General features: G+C 58.2%; 8 protein-coding genes and 1 tRNA gene. 8 read left to right on the top strand and 1 reads right to left on the bottom strand.

What is annotated here, in order from left to right; all coding sequences use genetic code 11:
- Nucleotides 1-464 precede the first annotated feature (464 nt).
- Nucleotides 465-893, top strand: a complete 429-nt coding sequence (locus J5J06_00055) for an ATP-binding protein (GenBank protein MCO6435463.1) — start codon at nt 465-467, stop codon at nt 891-893.
- Nucleotides 894-1,248: 355 nt separating this feature from the next.
- Nucleotides 1,249-1,321, top strand: a tRNA-Asn gene (locus tag J5J06_00050).
- 340 nt (nt 1,322-1,661) lie between these two features.
- Here the strand turns inward: J5J06_00050 and J5J06_00045 are convergent.
- The gene (locus J5J06_00045) at nt 1,662-2,705 is read right to left on the bottom strand and encodes a hypothetical protein (GenBank protein MCO6435462.1); all 1,044 of its coding nucleotides are present in this window, start codon (nt 2,703-2,705) and stop codon (nt 1,662-1,664) included.
- A 196-nt stretch (nt 2,706-2,901) separates the two neighbouring features.
- Between J5J06_00045 and J5J06_00040 the strand changes: the two genes are divergently transcribed.
- From J5J06_00040 to istA, 6 genes are all read left to right on the top strand, one after another.
- Nucleotides 2,902-6,582, top strand: a complete 3,681-nt coding sequence (locus J5J06_00040; protein ID MCO6435461.1) for a hypothetical protein — start codon at nt 2,902-2,904, stop codon at nt 6,580-6,582.
- 222 nt (nt 6,583-6,804) lie between these two features.
- The gene (locus J5J06_00035; GenBank protein MCO6435460.1) at nt 6,805-9,489 is read left to right on the top strand and encodes a hypothetical protein; all 2,685 of its coding nucleotides are present in this window, start codon (nt 6,805-6,807) and stop codon (nt 9,487-9,489) included.
- Nucleotides 9,486-10,412 carry a hypothetical protein gene (locus tag J5J06_00030; GenBank protein MCO6435459.1) on the top strand — a complete coding sequence of 309 codons (927 nt, stop codon included), beginning with the start codon at nt 9,486-9,488 and terminating at the stop codon, nt 10,410-10,412. Before J5J06_00035 ends, J5J06_00030 begins: the two co-directional genes overlap by 4 nt.
- Nucleotides 10,409-15,913: a DEAD/DEAH box helicase gene (locus tag J5J06_00025; GenBank protein ID MCO6435458.1), complete on the top strand. Its 5,505-nt coding sequence runs from the start codon at nt 10,409-10,411 to the stop codon at nt 15,911-15,913. Before J5J06_00030 ends, J5J06_00025 begins: the two co-directional genes overlap by 4 nt.
- Nucleotides 15,913-16,419, top strand: a complete 507-nt coding sequence (locus tag J5J06_00020) for a PD-(D/E)XK nuclease family protein (protein ID MCO6435457.1) — start codon at nt 15,913-15,915, stop codon at nt 16,417-16,419. Before J5J06_00025 ends, J5J06_00020 begins: the two co-directional genes overlap by 1 nt.
- Nucleotides 16,420-16,479: 60 nt before the next feature.
- Nucleotides 16,480-17,779, top strand: a 1,300-nt coding sequence (gene istA, locus J5J06_00015) for an IS21 family transposase (protein ID MCO6435456.1), incomplete at its 3' end; no start/stop codon positions are given.

Here is a 17,779-nt window from a genome sequence, read left to right as displayed (position 1 = left end):
CGCTGTCTTTACGCCGCAGGCGTTGAACAACCCAGCCCAGGGTCGCCCGCTTCGGGCGCACCCTGGGTGGACGACCGCCTCGAGTCCCTTCTACGCCGAAGGCGTTGCACAAGGCGCCTTGTGGAACACCTTCGGCGTACGGGAACGCGGAGGACGCTCTTGCTACACTCTGGCGACGAAGAAACTTGAAAGCCGCACGCCCTGCCTGACGGGGGATATCGCCACGCCTCGTGCGAGGGAACGAAATTCTCTAAACTGCGCTGGCTCCGGTTGCCGGATCGGGTATACTGAAGCTGGAGTATCTGAACGGAACCTGGGCTCATGGAGGCCCTGGGAAAGGGAGTTCCGCGGCACATCCAGCATCTCGTCACAATCCAGATTCCGTATTCACTTTTGGGGGCAGGCGGCTCGGTTGTCGTTTCCGGGTGCGCTTGATGAGTTTCATGGCGAGCACTCCAAAGCACATGGCGCGCAGTATCTGGGCATGGTCGCAGCAGTGGGAGATCCCCAGCGAAACGGGGGCTGGCCGCAGCATCTTGGAGGCGTTGTTGGCTCAGTTGCAGGAGCACGGCTGGAGCGAGGACGACCAGTTTGGGGTGCATTTGTCGGTCGAGGAGGCGTTGGTCAACGCGATCAAGCACGGCAACGGCTACCACCCGGACAAGGTGGTCAGGGTGCAAGCCTGTGTTTCGGCGGAACGGATGGAGATCGAGATTGAGGACGCGGGCGACGGCTTCAATCCGGCGGACGTGCCCGACCCGACGCTGGAAGAGAACCTCGAGGTGCCATCGGGGCGCGGGTTGATGCTGATGCGGAATTTCATGAGCCAGGTGGAGTACCGCGACCGGGGCAACCGCGTCTGGATGGAGAAGCAGCGGTCGCCGGAGGGTTGAGACTGAAGGGTGTTTGCCCCGCCAGGTCCGGAGCGCGACCGTTTGGACCGCCCTGGTTTCTGCTGATTTGCCGGTAGGGCTCGGCTGATCTGCTGGCGGACTTCTGCTGAGTTGCTGGCGGGGCTCGCGTGGCTCCGCTTTGGTGTGGAATCTGCTTCCGTCGGAAATCTGCTTCCGTCTGGCGCCGGCGTCCGTTGCGCGGACCTGCCAGATCCTGGCCCCTGTTCGGGCTTGGCAGGCTCCATTGCCGTTCAATCCGGGTGGACCCTTGCCCAGGCGCCCCGCGCCGGCCTGCACTACGCTTGCAGGGTTCGGCGGGATGGGCTAGTATTGAGAGCTTCACTGCTGCTCGCACTCCCCTGTAGCTCAGTCGGTAGAGCAGCCGGCTGTTAACCGGCTTGTCGTAGGTTCGAGTCCTACCGGGGGAGCTTCGTAAACGACGCCGAAATCGGCGTCCCCGCCAGTTCACACCGTCGGCCGAGAGTCTCTGCTCTCGGCCGTTCGCGTTTCTTGCCGCCCTGCCAAGGGTTTCCGTCAATTCGGCCCCCGGCGGCCGTGTCTCTGGTTCGAAAAGGAGAGACAACGGGGTGCGTCAAATCGCATCGATTTGACCGACACCCTTCGCCTTCCTACCGAAAGGTCTCTGTCGGCGAGAGACTCGGACCGAAACGGGTTAACGCGGCAGTTTGACGAATACCCCTGATCCCCTGATTTCGATTCTCCCCGTTGGAGATGTGACTCCGTCATGGTTCGGCGGTTGGGCAACCATTAAAATAGGAGTCCCAAATCGCCGCCCCGGGAAGGAATCCAATGGATTTTCACAAGACGGTTGAACAATTCGCAAAGGAAGCATCGTCTGACTCGATGGACCGAATCATCCAACTTGCCCGGTCCGGAGAACTTGACGATGAACGGATCGCGCAACTCGCGTTTAGTCTTGCCAAATCTGGAACGGTCCTGAAGTGGCCCGACGGAGGTAGGTGGGCCGACATCGCGTCGACCGGCGGCCCGAGTTCGCTCTCGACGATTCTTTGCCCCCTCTTCCTGCGTCAAATGGGGTTTCAAATTCCAAAGCTCGGCGTGCCGGGACGGCCCGCTGGTGGCATCGACGTTCTCGCCCAGGTCCCTGGCTATCGCATTCGTTTCGATGAAGGCGAGGTCACTCAGATTCTTGAACGGTGCGGCTACGTCCACTTCCTCGCCGAAGGCCGATTCGCTCCGCGAGACGGCCAGTTGTTTGCTTATCGAAAACAGCACGACGCGGTGAATCTTCCTGAACTGGCGATCGCCAGTTTGTTGAGCAAGAAAATCGCGGTGGGGCTTTCCAAGTCGGGGCTCGACGTGCGCGTTGCGCCGCATGGAAACTTCGGCGTCTCGTGGGCGGAAGCAAAAGGTAACGCCGTTCGGTTCAATCGGGTGGCGAAACTCGCTGGCATCGAAGCTGTCTGCTTTCTCACCGACGCACGGCTGCCTTACCAGCCGTTTATTGGGCGTGGCGAAGCGTTGATGGCGCTTGCGGACCTTCTCACTGGGAAGGCTGACGTATGGCTGACGCGCCATTACCGGCAGTGCTTTGCGATGGCAAAGGCCGTGAGCGGAGGGGATGCGTCTTTGCCGAGCGCAAGCGAAATCGCACCTGCGTTTCAATCGAATCTTGAAGCGCAGGGAGCGAGCCTCGATGTTTTCAACGATTTTGTTTGCACGATTCGACAGAGTCGCCGATTCGAACTGCTTGCGGCTGGAGAAGGATTCCTGACAATTGATCTTGAACGGCTTCGGGCAACTCTTGTGCAGACACAAATCGCTTTTCAAACGCAGGACATGCCATTTCCGGATCCTTCCGGCGTCATCCTAGTGAGCCGGACGGGAGACTACGTCACCCAACACGGATTGCTCGCCACCGTTCGTTGCGAGGAGACCAGGTGGCCGGAAATGGAGCAGGCCTTGCGGAGCGCGTTTGTGTTGTCCAAAAATCCAGGCCAACTTGCTGGCTTCGAGGAGGTCGTAGATGCCTAAGTTGTGCTGCTTTCTTCATCCCGAATACACAAAGGATGAGAATCGGGCATTAACAGACCACTGCCCGCAGTGCGGGCGGCAATTCGGTTTCCCACTTTTCTCGCCACCTACCAGTATCGGCCGCTACAGAATCGTGGAACCAATTGACCGCGGCTTCTACTCGGTCGCCTACGTTGCGGAGTCTGGTCCGTTCAGCCGCCGCAAAGTAATCAAGGTCGCATTCAAGCAGGCGTATGAATTCTTTGGAAAAGACTTCGAGCAAGAATGCCGAGACCATTCTCGAATTGCGGAGGGATCGCAGCACATCGTTGGCATCGACGATATGATACTCAACGAACGCGTTCAGTTCGGCCACGAGGAGCACGTTTGCCATGTTGCCGAGCTTGATTTTGTCGAAGGCAGAACGCTCAGCGGTATCCTCGCTGCTCCCGAACCTGTGCCCGCTCGGACAATTGCGCAGATTGCCATCGATCTGTTTGCGATCCTTCGTGAGTTAGACAACAAGGGATTTCGCCACAACGACCTACAGCCGGCAAACCTTATCGTGCAAGCCTTATCGCCTGAAAGCCGGCGCGCCGATGCCGAGGATGAGACAATCCGTCTAGTCGCAATTGATCTGAATTCGGCCTCTGATGAAAGTAAGAGTGATCCTGCGGGCGAACGACTTGGTGATCTGCACTGGGTCGTTAAGTACCTTAGGGCACTCGTTGCTCGGCTATTAGCCAACCCCGACCAGACAACTGACCTCGAATACCGGCTCGCCGCTATTCTGGATGAACGCGCATCCTTGTTGTCGCCCGACAGCACGGCTCAACGAACCCCGACTTATGACGAATGCATCGAAGACATCCGGTCCGCAATCCGGCACGTTTCCTCTCCCTGGCGGGAGCAGCCAAGGCTGAGGCGATTCAACGACGCATACAACGCGCAAACTCTAGCTGCGTGGTTTGTCCCGTATCTGATCGTTGATCCAGACGATCGCTGGCTTACATCGATCAGCACGTCGGGCCCACAGGTCGTCACCGGGATGCGCGGGTGCGGAAAAACGATGCTCTTGCGAGCGCTTCAGTTCCACGCCCGAGCGACGCTGCCGACCCAAGGCGCTGACCGTGACGACATACTCGAGCACCTACGCCGCGACAGATATGTTGGGCTTTATGCGTCGAGCACGCGATTGCTTGATTCACTGGGCACGAGGGCAAATGCATTGGTGGCGCCTTACGTCCGGCTATTTGTTCAATATGCGGTCGAAGCTATCCGGGCGATTCGCCATCTCAGGGAGATCAGTTCCGATGTCGTCGTACCCCTGGCGTTTGCCAAAATTGGCGACGCCGTGGCCTCCTATGTCAAGGGTGCTGAAGCAGCCCGCACCACCGGTTCGGAGTACGAACTGGAACGTTACCTTCTGGAATTGATGGTCCGATTGAGTCGGGGCGAAGCTGAGGAAATCGAATTCGCTGGTCACCCATCATCGTCGTTTCCACACTTGGCCGAGGCCGTGTGTAGCGCTTCTGCAATCTGGGATAACGCGACCGTGTTTTTCTTGCTCGACGACGTATCGACGCGATACTTAATGAAGCCGGGAATCGAGCAACTGATGTCAGCTCTTCTGTTTTCCGATCCAAGATGCGCCTTCAAATTGACTACAGAGGCCCAGACACTGGAAATGATTTTGCGGTCACCGGGCCAAATTGAGAAGGCTCGCGAGGGGAGAGATTACCAGGTGTTCGACCTTGGTGCTGAAGTGAACGCATTGATTCGCGCCAAAAGAGGTAATGGCTTCGTCGAGCAGGTCTTGTCCCAACGTGCAAAGTACTACGCGCATCACCCATCCAATGTCACACCCAGCCAGATCTTGGCGGACACGCCGCTGGAAATCATCGCACAACAGATAGCAGCGACGTCCGAAAACTCAAGCGAGCGTAAGAAGACGTACTATGGCATATCTGCCCTCGCCGGCGTCTGCGTCGGCGACATCGGTGACGTGATCAGTTTGTACGAATTAATGCTGAGAAAATCAAAGGGCGCCTACCCGATCGAACCGCAAACGCAGTCGGAGTGTTACCAGGAGTACTGTAGCCGCCGCTTGTATGACCTGAATCGCAGGAAGGGATGGCTGAAAGATCATGCCCTCGCCTTTGCCGACGCTTCGCACACGTTGCTGATGAAATCGGAAAAGGATTTCAGAACCAAGAAAATCAAGAAGCGGCGCCCCCGGCAGTACCTGAAGCTGTACGTTCGGGTTACTGCGGGGGACGCGGAAAGACAATTCGAGCAACTGCGCGAGCTGATTGACGCGGGCGTATTTGTGCTCGACGGAGGTGCTCACCGTACAAAGACCCGCGACACAAACCCGGTGCAACAATTCAAGCTTACGTACCGAAAACTCTATGGGCTTTCCAACTTCATCGGCTTGTCGGAGCGTGATCGCTTCGAATTGTCCGGTGAGGATTTGATCAACTGGCTCGACAACCCCGCACGAGGGAAAGAGATCCTGCTTCGCAACTTAGCGAGTGCTGATGATATTGCCGAAGTCGAGGAAATGGAGGCCGCAAGCGAGGATGCTGACGACTCAGTAGGCGAAGTCAAGATTCCCGCATCAATAGACAAACGCCAGAGCGCCCAGCGGCTGCTGTTTGGATTGGAGGATGAGATAGCACCTCGCACAATTCGGTCCGCCGATGAACTCGATGACATCGTAGAGCAAAAAACGCCGAAAGCGGCCCCTGTCAGCCTGGAGGATCTGGGCCGAGTGGGCATCGAGACGGTAGTGCTTGGTTTGGGCTTTGAGGAGCGTACATTCGAGTCCGCCTGTCGGCTGTACCAAGCTATTCAGCCAGAAAACGTGATCTTGGTGCGCTACGCGGAGCCAGGCAAAGCGGACGAAATCCGGAAGTCGCTCTGGCCGTCGCTCAAAAACCGGACGGAGGTTGACTATCAGGACACGATCATTGCTGGTGTGGACGTGCCCCGCGGCAATATCCTTGTAGACATAACGGGACTGGCCAAGCCGGTCATCTTTCACACCGTAAAAAGCGCGCTTCGCCGGAACGGACGCGTGTGGATCTGCCGCACGCGGGCAGCGACTTATTATCCGCTCGACGAGGATATCGCCGCCGTTCTAGACGCCGAAGAAGCGTTGAACAGCGGCCAGCTTCTGGAAGCACTTAGCAAAGTGCTGACGGGGGAAAATCGGCCTTATTCAATCGATCCTTTGCTGGTTTCCGATTCGGATGAGTCTCGCCGGCGAGTTCTTTGCGCGTTTTCGTCGCCAAAACATGAACGGTTGCTTACGCTGCTCGACGAGCGATCATACGAGGCCATTCTCGTAATAACGCATCGAGACAATTCACCTCGCGCAAAGATGGCCGGCATCGCGGCGGATCTGGCTGCTAGAAACTATTCGGGGACAGTGGTCGAATCGCTTTCGTCCGACGACTTGCAAGGCGTCTTGTCTTACATCACGCGGAATTACCAGGACTGGTATGTGGATCAAGGCTTCAATTTTGAGTTTGGCCTGACCGGCTCCAAGCTTCAAGCTGTGGCATGCGCTGCGGCATCCGCAGCGTTCAAGGTTTCCCAAAGTTGGTATGTGCGCCCCGCCGCCTTCGATCCGCAGCGATTCACGCACGGGGTGGGCGAGACAACGGTTTTCGAGCTATCGCTATCATAGGAAGTACGCATTATTCGTTGAAATCGCGGCGTGGTCCGAACCAATTGGCGCTGGGTAGATCACGGTTAGCGTCCGTGGCGGGAATAAGTCGGGTAATCGCGTAGTTGGCGGGCGTCCAAGTTTGGCTCAATTCACCGCGCCGACATCGGCGCTCGCGGATGCCGATTCCGCGCGATAAAATGCGGGGAATTTTCCGTTTTCCGTGAAGGCCAGAATTCGCTCATGATTTCGCCCTGGATCATACTTGTCGTTGGCGCAATAGTCCTCGCCGCCGGTATTGGCGTGTGGGTTGCTCTGGCAAAACGCGATGGTCGGCGAGTCCATGCCCAGAAACCAAAGTTCTCCGTGGGCGCAGCCGATTCAGCTCGTTCCAATGTTGATGAGGGGCCAAGACTTGGTTCAGAGCTTGTTGAACAACATTCTTCCGAACTCCCGATTCCGCTCGTGGAATCGCGCCCATTCGGCATGTCCGACATCGCGTCACCCGAGTTGCCAAAGCCCGAAACCGGTGTCACGACATTCGAGGATCGAGGCCGAAAAGGCGAAGCCGAACACCAGCAAGAGGTGATGGATGAAGGCTCGAGGGATACCAGCGATGACTTCGAGAATGCGCCACCTTCGGACAATTTGGAACAACAGGATTCCACTCCCTTTTCGGTTCTCACTTCCAGTGTGCCCGAACCCAGGGAATCGTCCGACGGTCTCGAGGACGCGCCTTATGGTGACGAGCAAGACACAATCGATGTGCAGCAGGCGAGCGGCGAAGGCGGCCCTTGTCAACCGGACGAGCAAATCGACGCGAGCGATCATGCACCGTCACTTGAGTCCGTTGCACGTGAGACCGGCGCTCCCACGATAGCGGCCGACAATCAACCGATCCACCATGAAGGTGGGGTCCCGGATTCCGCATCGGGAGATTTAACGGCACCGGAAACGCGCGACCCCCTACCGCCAGCAGAACCAGACGTGGCGGCGGAGATTGACCAGGAGTGCGGTGATAGCGAGGACTTTACAGCACCGGCAGAAGCTGCTGGCGAATCGTCAGACGACCAAGTCACGCAAACCACAGCCGGCACCACGGCGCGAGGCGACACTGAACCGGCACCAATCGCTTCGCCACGCGCTGACCAGCGACCGGAATCGGCGAACGAAGAGGCCGATGACAAAGTCAATTCTGAAAACGGCGGAGCGGAGGCGGGATCCATTGCACGCGAGGAGGCGTTTCCCGCCCAGGTGGATGCAGGTGTAAAGGCCGGGGCCACAGACCAATCAGCGCCAGTAGTGGACGCTGGCCAACCGCCTGCTCGCGGATCGTCACACAACGAAGCGACCCAAACCGCAGTCGACACCAAGGGCCGAGACGATATCGAGCTTGCGCCAAGTACGTTGCCGGCAGTATCCACAGTACCTAACGGGGCTTCAGCGGCGGAACAGGTTGAGCCGGGTACGCCACCTGAGACTGACCGGACAGTGAAACAGTCGGTGGAGCCGACCGGAATCGGCAATCGGGAGCCGTCTACTAAGCCGCCCGCAGCACGCACTGGCCCACCAGCGAAGTACCGGCCGTCGGTGCGAACAGCGGAGACGACACGTCGATCAAATAGGGAACAGTCGAGCCAAGAATCCAATGGGGGGACACGTGTTCGCTCGCTCCCGATGTTTGTTCGCGCTGTCTTTGCGCGGAGCCGCAGGAACCGCTGCCGCGTTAGCCTTCTTCCATCGCGCGCGGCAGGGCAAGACGAAGAGGTCGAAGTAATCGGGCCAAGCGGCCCGGAGAATTGGACCGCGTGCCAGGACGAGTGGTACAGCGACGTCTTTCCACCAAAGATCGAAACCCTGCTTCTGAAAGGTGCCTGTTGGGATTGCGCTGGCGACAAAGATCAGCGCTGGGTTCTGACCGGTCGCGACATTTGGGTGCTCGCCCAATCGCCCACGGGAACGATCAACGGATTTGTGTCCGTGCCGCGATTGATCCTGCAGGAAAACCATCTTGTGTTGTGTAGGAAGGAGCAGCGCGAAGCCGTACGTGAAGCCCTCTCGGATGCCGGATGCAAGGTGGCGAACGAAGTCGACGGGGGCGGATTGCCTGCTGGCTGGATTCTGTTCCAAAACGTTCAGCCAACCAACGCAATACACCATGAGGACTCTGCCGGCATCTTCAATGTTCTTCGCCCGGTTCACAATGTCGAGATTGTCTTCGAAGGTGGCATACGCTTGGGCCATGCGAATTGGCTGAACGGGCATCCACCAAGGATACGCGTGCGCGGAGCAGTGCATGACGTTGAGGTCTTGATTGATCAACAGCGGGCATCGGTGGACGGTTGCGCTGGTTACACCGCTCCCGGATGGGATGCGCCAGGTTTGCACACCGTATTCTGCGGTGGCGTTGCGGAATCCTATCAGCTTGTTGATGGGGTTCAGCAGTGGGACCAATTCGATGCGTTCGTTTATCGTCCGAGTTGGGCCGAAACAGATCAGCGGGCAGTGGTGGTATGCGGACCGATCGTCAAGCCGGTGGCCGACCACCAAGCAATCGCGTTAACGCCCGCCTCGAATACATGTTTGCTTGGGCCAACACCTGGCCAAATCGCTTTCTGGGCACAGCCGTATGATGTACGAGCAAGAGAGTGTGTCACCATTGCCGACTTTCCAATCGTCTGGACGTTGCCGGCGAATCCTTTACGCTGCGATAAGTCGCAAGCAGTCGTAAGGCTTTTGGACGAACGCTGCGTAGACGGCAATCGTGGCAACCCAGCGGGCAATTGTGAAACAGTACTGCGCTGGTGCCACGCAATCCTTGACGCAGGTCGGAAGGGGCTGCCGATCCAACCGAATAGTCAGGAGGCGAGGAAACTCTGGGATCAATACAAACGCGCCGCGCGCCGCCTATGGAAAGAGTTGCGATGAACCCCAACGACCTTTTGTTATGGCTTTCGGCAAAGGGACACGGCACTTGGGGGCGGTTCCGCGCTGCTGTGGACGAGTTGCAGGTAATGGACGAGTCCAATGGGGATGATGAGGACTTGGGTGAAGGCCGACCGGACGCTAATAGCCTTCCGATCCATCATCGACTCCGGTTGAACCTCGAGCGTCTGGCACATGCAGAGTTCTTTCGCAGGGATTTCGAGAATGGTTGGCGCGTCGTACCGCCGGTGTTGGCATGCGTCGAGGATGGAGATGGAGCGGTGGGAATCCTTTGCGGGGCAAGAACGGAAAACCTCATCGAGTGTATCACTGATCTGCCAGGCAGTTGCGTGACAAGCCGGCCCGAATGTCCCGATCGGGTTGAGATAACTGCGGAAACAAATGCCGAGTTGGAACTTATTGCGCAGGCTGCCGGTTTACACTTCGCACCGAATGCAGCCCGAATGCTATTGGGTGCCTTGCCGCCAGTTGACGATTGGCAATTGCGAACTGCCGCCGAGTTTCCATTCGGCAGCGATTGGGAAGTTCACTGCTTTTCGCCAGAATCGTTCCAGTGGTCGCAATTGACAGCGGACGAGGCACGGTCGTCCTCATTCGGCTTGTTCCGTTTTCAAGTCGCGCACCAGCCACAGTACTTCATCTCTTTGCGAAAGAGGGGATACAGGATTCCCGTCCAAGTAGGAAAGTATCTCGTTCTGAAGCGACGGCGCCATCGCGTTCTAGCTTACGATGCCGAAACGCAGGTGCTTTCCATGCCCGTCTCTTGCCGCCCGCCACTACTTGTGGACCGCGCGTTAACGCTCTGCTCCGGGTTAATTCCAGATGTCGATGGCGGGCGATTGGTTTACAGAAGGATTAACAAATCTATCGCAATGGCGGTTACCGGTTTATTGAGGCAAGCATGAGAAATCCGATCTCTGTGTTCGACGAACTGCGGGAGACGTACCTTCGCTATTTGGATAGCCCATTCGATCTCCGCTACGCCGATCTCGTGCAGGAGCGGCGGCAGTTGATTGATCAGGATGGCCGCATCTACCGGCGTCCCTTGATCGAGGCGGTTCCGGCATACAGCAGGTGCGGCGAAATGTTCGGCCAAGTCGCGCACAACCTGCTCGACGCTTCTTGGTCGCCTGACCTCGTAGATGCGCTCGTCGATTTTGTTGGTCTCGGCCTCTTTCCAGCAGGGCGTCGTCCTTATACTCACCAGCGCGATTCCTTTGGCGAGTCGGTCGTTCAACACCACGATGTGATTGTCACGACGGGAACGGGTTCGGGTAAGACGGAATGCTTCTTTTTGCCGATCGCCGCGGCACTGATCAATGAATCTACCGGTTGGACCGCGCCGGCAGCCCCAGATCCGAGAAGGGATTGGTGGCGCCACGGGCAACCGAGGAACTGGGCGCCACGTGTTAGCCAGCGTGCCCACGAAACACGGCGCGCTGCGATGCGAGCGCTGATCTTGTACCCGCTGAACGCTCTTGTTGAAGATCAACTTGGCAGGATGCGCGAAGGGTTCGACGGCATTTCTGTGCGGGCATGGCTCGACGCCAACCGATCTGGCAATCGATTCTACTTTGGCCGGTACACAGGCCGCACGCCGGTGTCGGGCAATCGCACTTCGGCCAAACTGTCGGAACTACGTGGCGAGCTGCGCAGTATTGACCAGGACGCCCAGCAGGTTGCGGGGACTCCGGCCGAACGTTTTTTCCAGAATCTCGATGGGAGCGAGATGTGGTCCCGGTGGGATATGCAAGATGGCCCACCTGACATTCTGGTCACGAATTACTCGATGCTAAATATCATGCTCATGCGCGCGGTCGACGCGCCAATTTTTGATCAGACGCGAGCGTGGCTGGATGCTGATCGTTCTCATGTGTTTCACTTGATCGTAGACGAACTCCATACATATCGCGGGACTGCGGGAACGGAAGTTGGTTATCTTCTACGGGTGCTCTTCGATCGACTTGGCTTGCCGCCAGACTCCGACCAGTTGCGCATCATCGCATCTAGCGCCTCGCTGTCCGACGATCCATCGGGCCTAAACTACCTCGAAGCGTTTTTCAGCCGTGATCGAAACCGGTTCCGCGTTGTCAGCGGTGACATTGAACCGCCGAACCCAACTGCAATCGCCGCAATCTCCGCACATGCGAACGCGCTCCGGCAACTTCACGAGTCGGCGACCGCCTCGTCTGGAACCATTGGTCAGCACATTGCTGAGGGATTCGATGCGCAGGTCGGCGGGCCTGAAGCTAATGAAGAGGCCACGACCGAACAAGTCATGGCGGCCGCATTGGAGCATATACAGGCGCCAGACGCTTTGCGCAGCGCCTGTTCCTCGCCCGAAGATCCATCGCAATTCACACCGCGCACACCGCAAGAGATTGCGGCGGTGCTGTTTCCTCAGCTTCCTCCGAATGGGGCATTTGAGGCGGTATCGGGATTGCTGACTGGCTTGTCGCAAGCGCGCCATGTATCAGGTGAGGCACCGCTTGTGATGCGGGCGCATCTCTTCTTTAGAAACCTTCAAGGAATGTGGATCTGCACAAATCCGCAATGCAGCCAAACGCCAGCCCGGCAAGAACAGTGCCCGGCCGGCCGTTTACACTATGTGCCGCGTCTCACTTGCGATTGCGGTTCGCGCGTACTTGAGCTGCTCTATTGTGAATCTTGTGGCGAGATCTTCTTTGGTGGGTATAGGCAAGATGGCCCCAATCCCAACGAGTGGTTCCTCAGTCCCGAACACCCGAACTTGGAAGCCTCGGCGGATGCGGCGAGCTTCGAAAGGGATTACTTAACCTATGCCGTGTTCTGGCCGGCCCAACAAGGGATCGCGCCCGCAAGCCCCCAGTGGACGCAGGATGGCGTAGCACGGCGATGGCGCGCGGCACAGTACACACCGAACGATGGAGTCGTACAACTCGGCGGGGCCAGCGGATATCTGTATTACGTACCGCCAATGCACGGCCAAAGCCCACCCGACGCCGACAGCGCCCTGCAGGCCTACCCAGCTCGGTGTCCCCGCTGCGATTCTGATTGGTCGTGGCGGCCGCTCGGTTCGCCCATCCGAACGCAGCGCACAGGTTTCCAAAAGATTAGCCAAGTCTTGAGCGATTCGCTTCTGAGGCAGATTCCACAGACCGCTGATGGCAATAACCGGAAGCTCGTCGTTTTTTCCGACAGCCGCCAGGATGCCGCCAAGTTGTCAGCAGGAATGCGCTTCGCCCATTACCGGGATGCGGTTCGCCAGGCGCTTTACACAAGTATGGAAGCTGCCGGGCAAGGTGCGATCGCCTTCGCGGCGCAAGCTCAGGGGCAGCAACTCTCGCAGGATCAAGTTGCGCTTGCCGCGGAATTCAGCACCTCACACCCTCTGGATGCAACGGCCATCATGATGGCTGCCAATCCCCACACGGCAAACCTTCCATCGCACGCGCATCCGGGGATTAGTTATCAGCAGGCAGCCCAGCAGATTCTAAATAGGGCTGCAAACGGGCCATTCCTGGTGCCGGAACTTTCAGCGGACGTCGCGTCGAGACTGCTCAGCCAAGGCATAAACCCTGGCGGTTACGGCCAGCGGCAGCTTTGGACGGACTGGGAGACCCGCACCGGTTCATGGCGTGACTTCTACGTTTGGAATCCAAACGGCGCCGTGACCCCACAGACCGCGCTGACACAGCCCCAGCAACAGCACCTTACCCGTATTCAAAATCAGTCCATTGTCGAACTGATCAATATTATCTTCGCGTCCGGCAGGCGGAGTCTCGAGTCACTACTGATTGCGAACGGCACCCCTGATCGAATTAACTTTGCTCCCCCGGATCAGCTTGTGCAGCAAGCGGCCGATGGTGTTGTCCGGCTACTCGGGCAACGGCGCCGGATCGATACCCATAACTCCTATACGCAGAATACGCCGCCAGCTTTTGTGGCAAGCTACCTTAGCGCGATTGCCCAGTTGCACGGCCGGCATGCCGACACGTTCTTGAACGACGTGATGGCCTATCTCTCAACATCGGGTTGCGTCTTTTCGAGTGTCATTCGCATGCAGAGGCTCTGCTTGATGGCGCCGGGAGAGAATTATTACGAATGCCCTGACTGCCGCCGAATCCATTTACACGCATCCGGCGGAGTTTGTACCGAGTGCCACGCCCAACTTGGCGTTCCAATTCCAATCGCCAACGCGCATCAATCGCTGGATTACTACACGTACCTGGCAACGCAGGCGGGCCCGCTGTTCCGCCTTAACTGCGAAGAACTGACCGGGCAAACGAATAAATCCGATGCGCGGAAGCGCCAGCGGCTGTTTCAGGATGTTTGTCTCCCGAATGGCGAGATTCCGCTCGCCGACATCATTGACCTACTCAGTGTGACAACGACGATGGAGGCCGGCGTGGACATTGGTTCGCTGCTGGCCGTGAAGATGGCAAACATGCCCCCGATGCGATTCAATTACCAACAGCGTGTCGGACGTGCCGGCAGACGCGGCGCCGGCCTCTCAATCGCGCTGACACTGTGCCGGGGTCGCAGCCATGACGATTACTACTTCCAGCGCCCAACCCGTATCACTGCAGATCCACCACCGCAGCCTTACGTCGACATGCGGCAGGATACAATTCTGAAGAGAGTACTTGCAAAAGAGGTGATGCGGCAGGCGTTTCTCGACCTCGGGCTGTTTATTGGAGAGGGTGGTGATAACGTTCATGGTGAATTCGGTAGCGCTGCCGCTTGGAACCAGCCACCTGGAGATCCTCCGCAAGGGCCAACTGTGCGCGAGCGTGTCTCGCAGTGGATTCAAAACAACACGGCCGCGATCACGCACGCGTGTAACGCGCTATTGACCTATACCGATGCAACTTTGCAATCGCAACAACCGGGCCTGATTGCCTACATTCAGAGCGACTTGATTGGGCAAATTGATGGCGTTGTGAACGATCCCTCTTTGCCGGATCAGTCGCTCAGCAAACGGCTCGCCTACCGCGGGGTCTTGCCGATGTTCGGATTTCCAACTCGAGTGCGGTTGCTTCACCATGATCCGCCAAGCCCGCGCCCGTGGCCCCCGGACGATACGGTAGACCGCGATCTGGACATCGCCATCAGCCAGTTCGCGCCTTGCGCAGAAACGGTGAAAGACGGACTGATTCACACGGCAGCCGGTGTTGTCGACTACCAGCCGCAGGGCCACACCGTCATCCAGGCCCCGAACCCTCTTGGCCCTCCGATTCCAATCGGTGTCTGTCGGCGGTGCCAGGCGGTCGATGGAAACAGTCCGCCCGCAGCGAGTTGCCCAGTATGCGGAGCAACTACGAATGACGATCCAGGCTATGAAATCGTCAGTCTGTGTGAACCTAAAGGATTTCGAACCTGGTACGGCAGCAGCCGAGATTTCGACGGCGAGTTTGATTGGACACCGCGCGGGTCACATCCGCGTGTCGGTTTCAGGAACATTAATCTCACCCCCCAGGCAAACTTCGAAGTATGGTCCGATTCAGACACCGTCTTTGTCGTCAACGACAATGACGGCCAGTTCTTCGACTTCGAACGACTTTCGCAGGGGGAAACGTGGGTGACTCGCCAGGCACTTGAGCGATCGGGAATCGCCAACCCGGCATCTGTATTAGCCACGGGCGGGCAGATTGACCGGCGAGCACTAGCTTCGATCAAACCGACAAACGTGCTTGTACTGGGAATACAGCACCCTTTACCGGTCGGCCTACAATGCTCCCCGCTTGATGTTCATGGTCGAGCAGCACTCCTTTCATTCGGCTATCTGTTGCGGCGTGCTATCGCGGTTCGTCTCGATATTGATGAAAGAGAAATCAAGATCGGTATCCGTGTGATGCAGGACTCAGCGGGAGAGGTGATCGGCCAGGTGTTCGTCTCCGATAGTTTGGAGAACGGGGCCGGCTACAGTTCAGTATATGGCGATCCGGCCGTCGCGGAGGATTTGCTGCGCTACATCATTGGACAAACCGTGCCGGACTTTCACATGCCGATTGTCAGCGACCCTCATCGCAGCGACTGCCGCACTTCGTGCCCGGACTGCCTGCGAGATTTCAGTAATTTGGTGTTTCATAATATTCTTGACTGGCGCATCGCCCTTGACATGACTCGGTTGGCCCTCGATGCGAACGCAACTATTGACTTTTCAGCACCCTATTGGCACGGGCTCGACCAGATCGCAGCGGGCCCATATTTTCAAGCCGTCGGGCTGCAGCCAGCTCAATTTGGCGGTTTGGTTGCTGGCCAAGACGGCGACTTCGTCGAGATCATTGTTCATCCTTTGTGGGATTGCGATCCAAACAGATTTGGTCCACAACTGGCGAATGCCTATGCCCAAGCACTCGCCACTGGGGCCACCGAAATTGAATTCAAATCGATATTCGAGATACTTCGAAGGCCGTATTCGTAATGACTGATGCCAACGACGCCTCGGCCCAAATCGAGCTTGAACCTATCGCGGCCGTCAGTCCTAGCTTGGCAGAAACGCTGCGCAATTGCCCATTGCAAGCGGCATTGTCTCGCATTCCCTCACTACGAAGTTGTGTGTTGGGAAACCCAAAGGCGTGGCTTGGAACCGCCTATCACGAAGTCCTCGGGAAACTCTGGAGTCCGGCGGAAGAGAACCTCACCGACGATGAGCTTGTGGAGCATTTGTGGTCGCGGGCAATTGAAACCATAAGGGCACAGGCCAGCGGGCACCCGCTCGATCGCCGGTTTTCTGATCCAAAAAAGTGGCCGGGGTATTTTTTGGCGCGGGCGTGTGTCCAGGTTCGAGCACAGCAGGCACTGGCAGAGCTTCCGCGGGAGCAGGCGAGTGGTTCGCAGGGTTGTCTAGCGACAACTATTTTTCCCGCCGGGCGACAATTAGAAATCCCGGCTTCGGGCGTCCGGGGGGACCGGGGGAGCGACAATTAGAATTCCCGGATCCGGGCGTTTGGGAGATAATCGCAACTCCTTAATTCACAGGAGGTTGCGATGGTCAAGGACAGGCAAGTGCGAACCCTGCGACAATTGTTGGCCCAAGGTTGGAATCTGGCTAGATCGGCACGGAGGTCGGGCATGGACGAGAAGACCGCACGCAAGTATCGAGTGTCGGAAGGGCTGCCATCGGAACTGGCCTCGCCCCGTACCTGGCGAACCCGACCGGACCCGTTCGGCGAGGTCTGGGCGGAGGTGGAGGCCCGGCTGGTGGCTGAGCCGAGATTGCGGGCCTACACGCTGTTTGGCTGGCTCCAGGATCGCTACCCCGGTCAGTTCCCCGAATCACAGCGGAGAACTTTCGAGCGGCGGGTTCGGCAATGGCGCGGCAGTCGGGGTCCCGGGCGGACGGTGATCTTTCCGCAGGTCCACTCGCCCGGCGACCTGGCGGCCTCGGACTTCACTCACATGAGCTCACTGGGGGTGACGATCGCTGGCCAGCCATTCCCTCACCTGCTCTTCCATTTCACGCTCACGTATTCCAACTGGGAGTTCGTCAGGATCTGTTTCTCGGAGTCGTTCGAGGCTCTCAGCCAAGGGTTGCAGGCGGCGTTCTGGGAGTTGGGTGGCGTACCTCGCCGGCATCGCAGTGACAGCCTGACCGCGGCGGTCAACAACCTTTCGGAGAACCGCGAATTTCAGAGCCGCTACCGCGAGCTGGTGGACCACTACCGGGTGCGGCCGGAGCGGATCAACGTCCGTCAGGCTCACGAGAACGGCGACGTGGAATCGTCGCACGGTCATCTCAAGACGGCCATTGATCAGGCGCTTCTGTTGCGGGGTAGCCGGGACTTCGCCAGCCGCGAGGAGTACGAACACTTTCTGCTCGCGGTGGTCGAGAAGCGCAATCTGGGGCGCGGCGACAAGCCCTCCGAGGAACGGCTGCTGCTGGGCGAACTTCCGCCAGGCAAGCTCGATCACCGCCAGTACATCCACGCGATCCGGGTTCAGCGCAGCAGCACCATCCAGGTCAAACGCAATACCTACTCGGTTCCCAGCCGCTTGATTGGTCATGAGGTGGACGTGGTGATTGACGCCGATGCGATCGAGGTTCGGTACGCGGGTGAGCTGGTGCAGCGGATGCCGCGGTTGCTCGGCAGCGGGAAGCACGCGGTGAATTACCGCCACGTGATCGATTCGCTGGTCCGCAAGCCGGGGGCGTTCAAAGACTACCAGTATCGCGAGGACATGTTTCCGACCAGCTATTTTCGCATGGCGTACGACCAGTTGTGCAGCCACCACGCTCCGCGGGCGGCGGCGCGCGAATACCTCAAGATTCTGCACCTGGCGGCGCGGG

It is taken from the genome of Phycisphaerae bacterium, assembly GCA_024102815.1.
Classification (GTDB): Bacteria; Planctomycetota; Phycisphaerae; order UBA1845; family UBA1845; genus JAGFJJ01.
The sequence above is the reverse complement of the archived record's forward strand: the minus strand, read 5'-3'. Positions and strand labels throughout refer to the sequence as shown.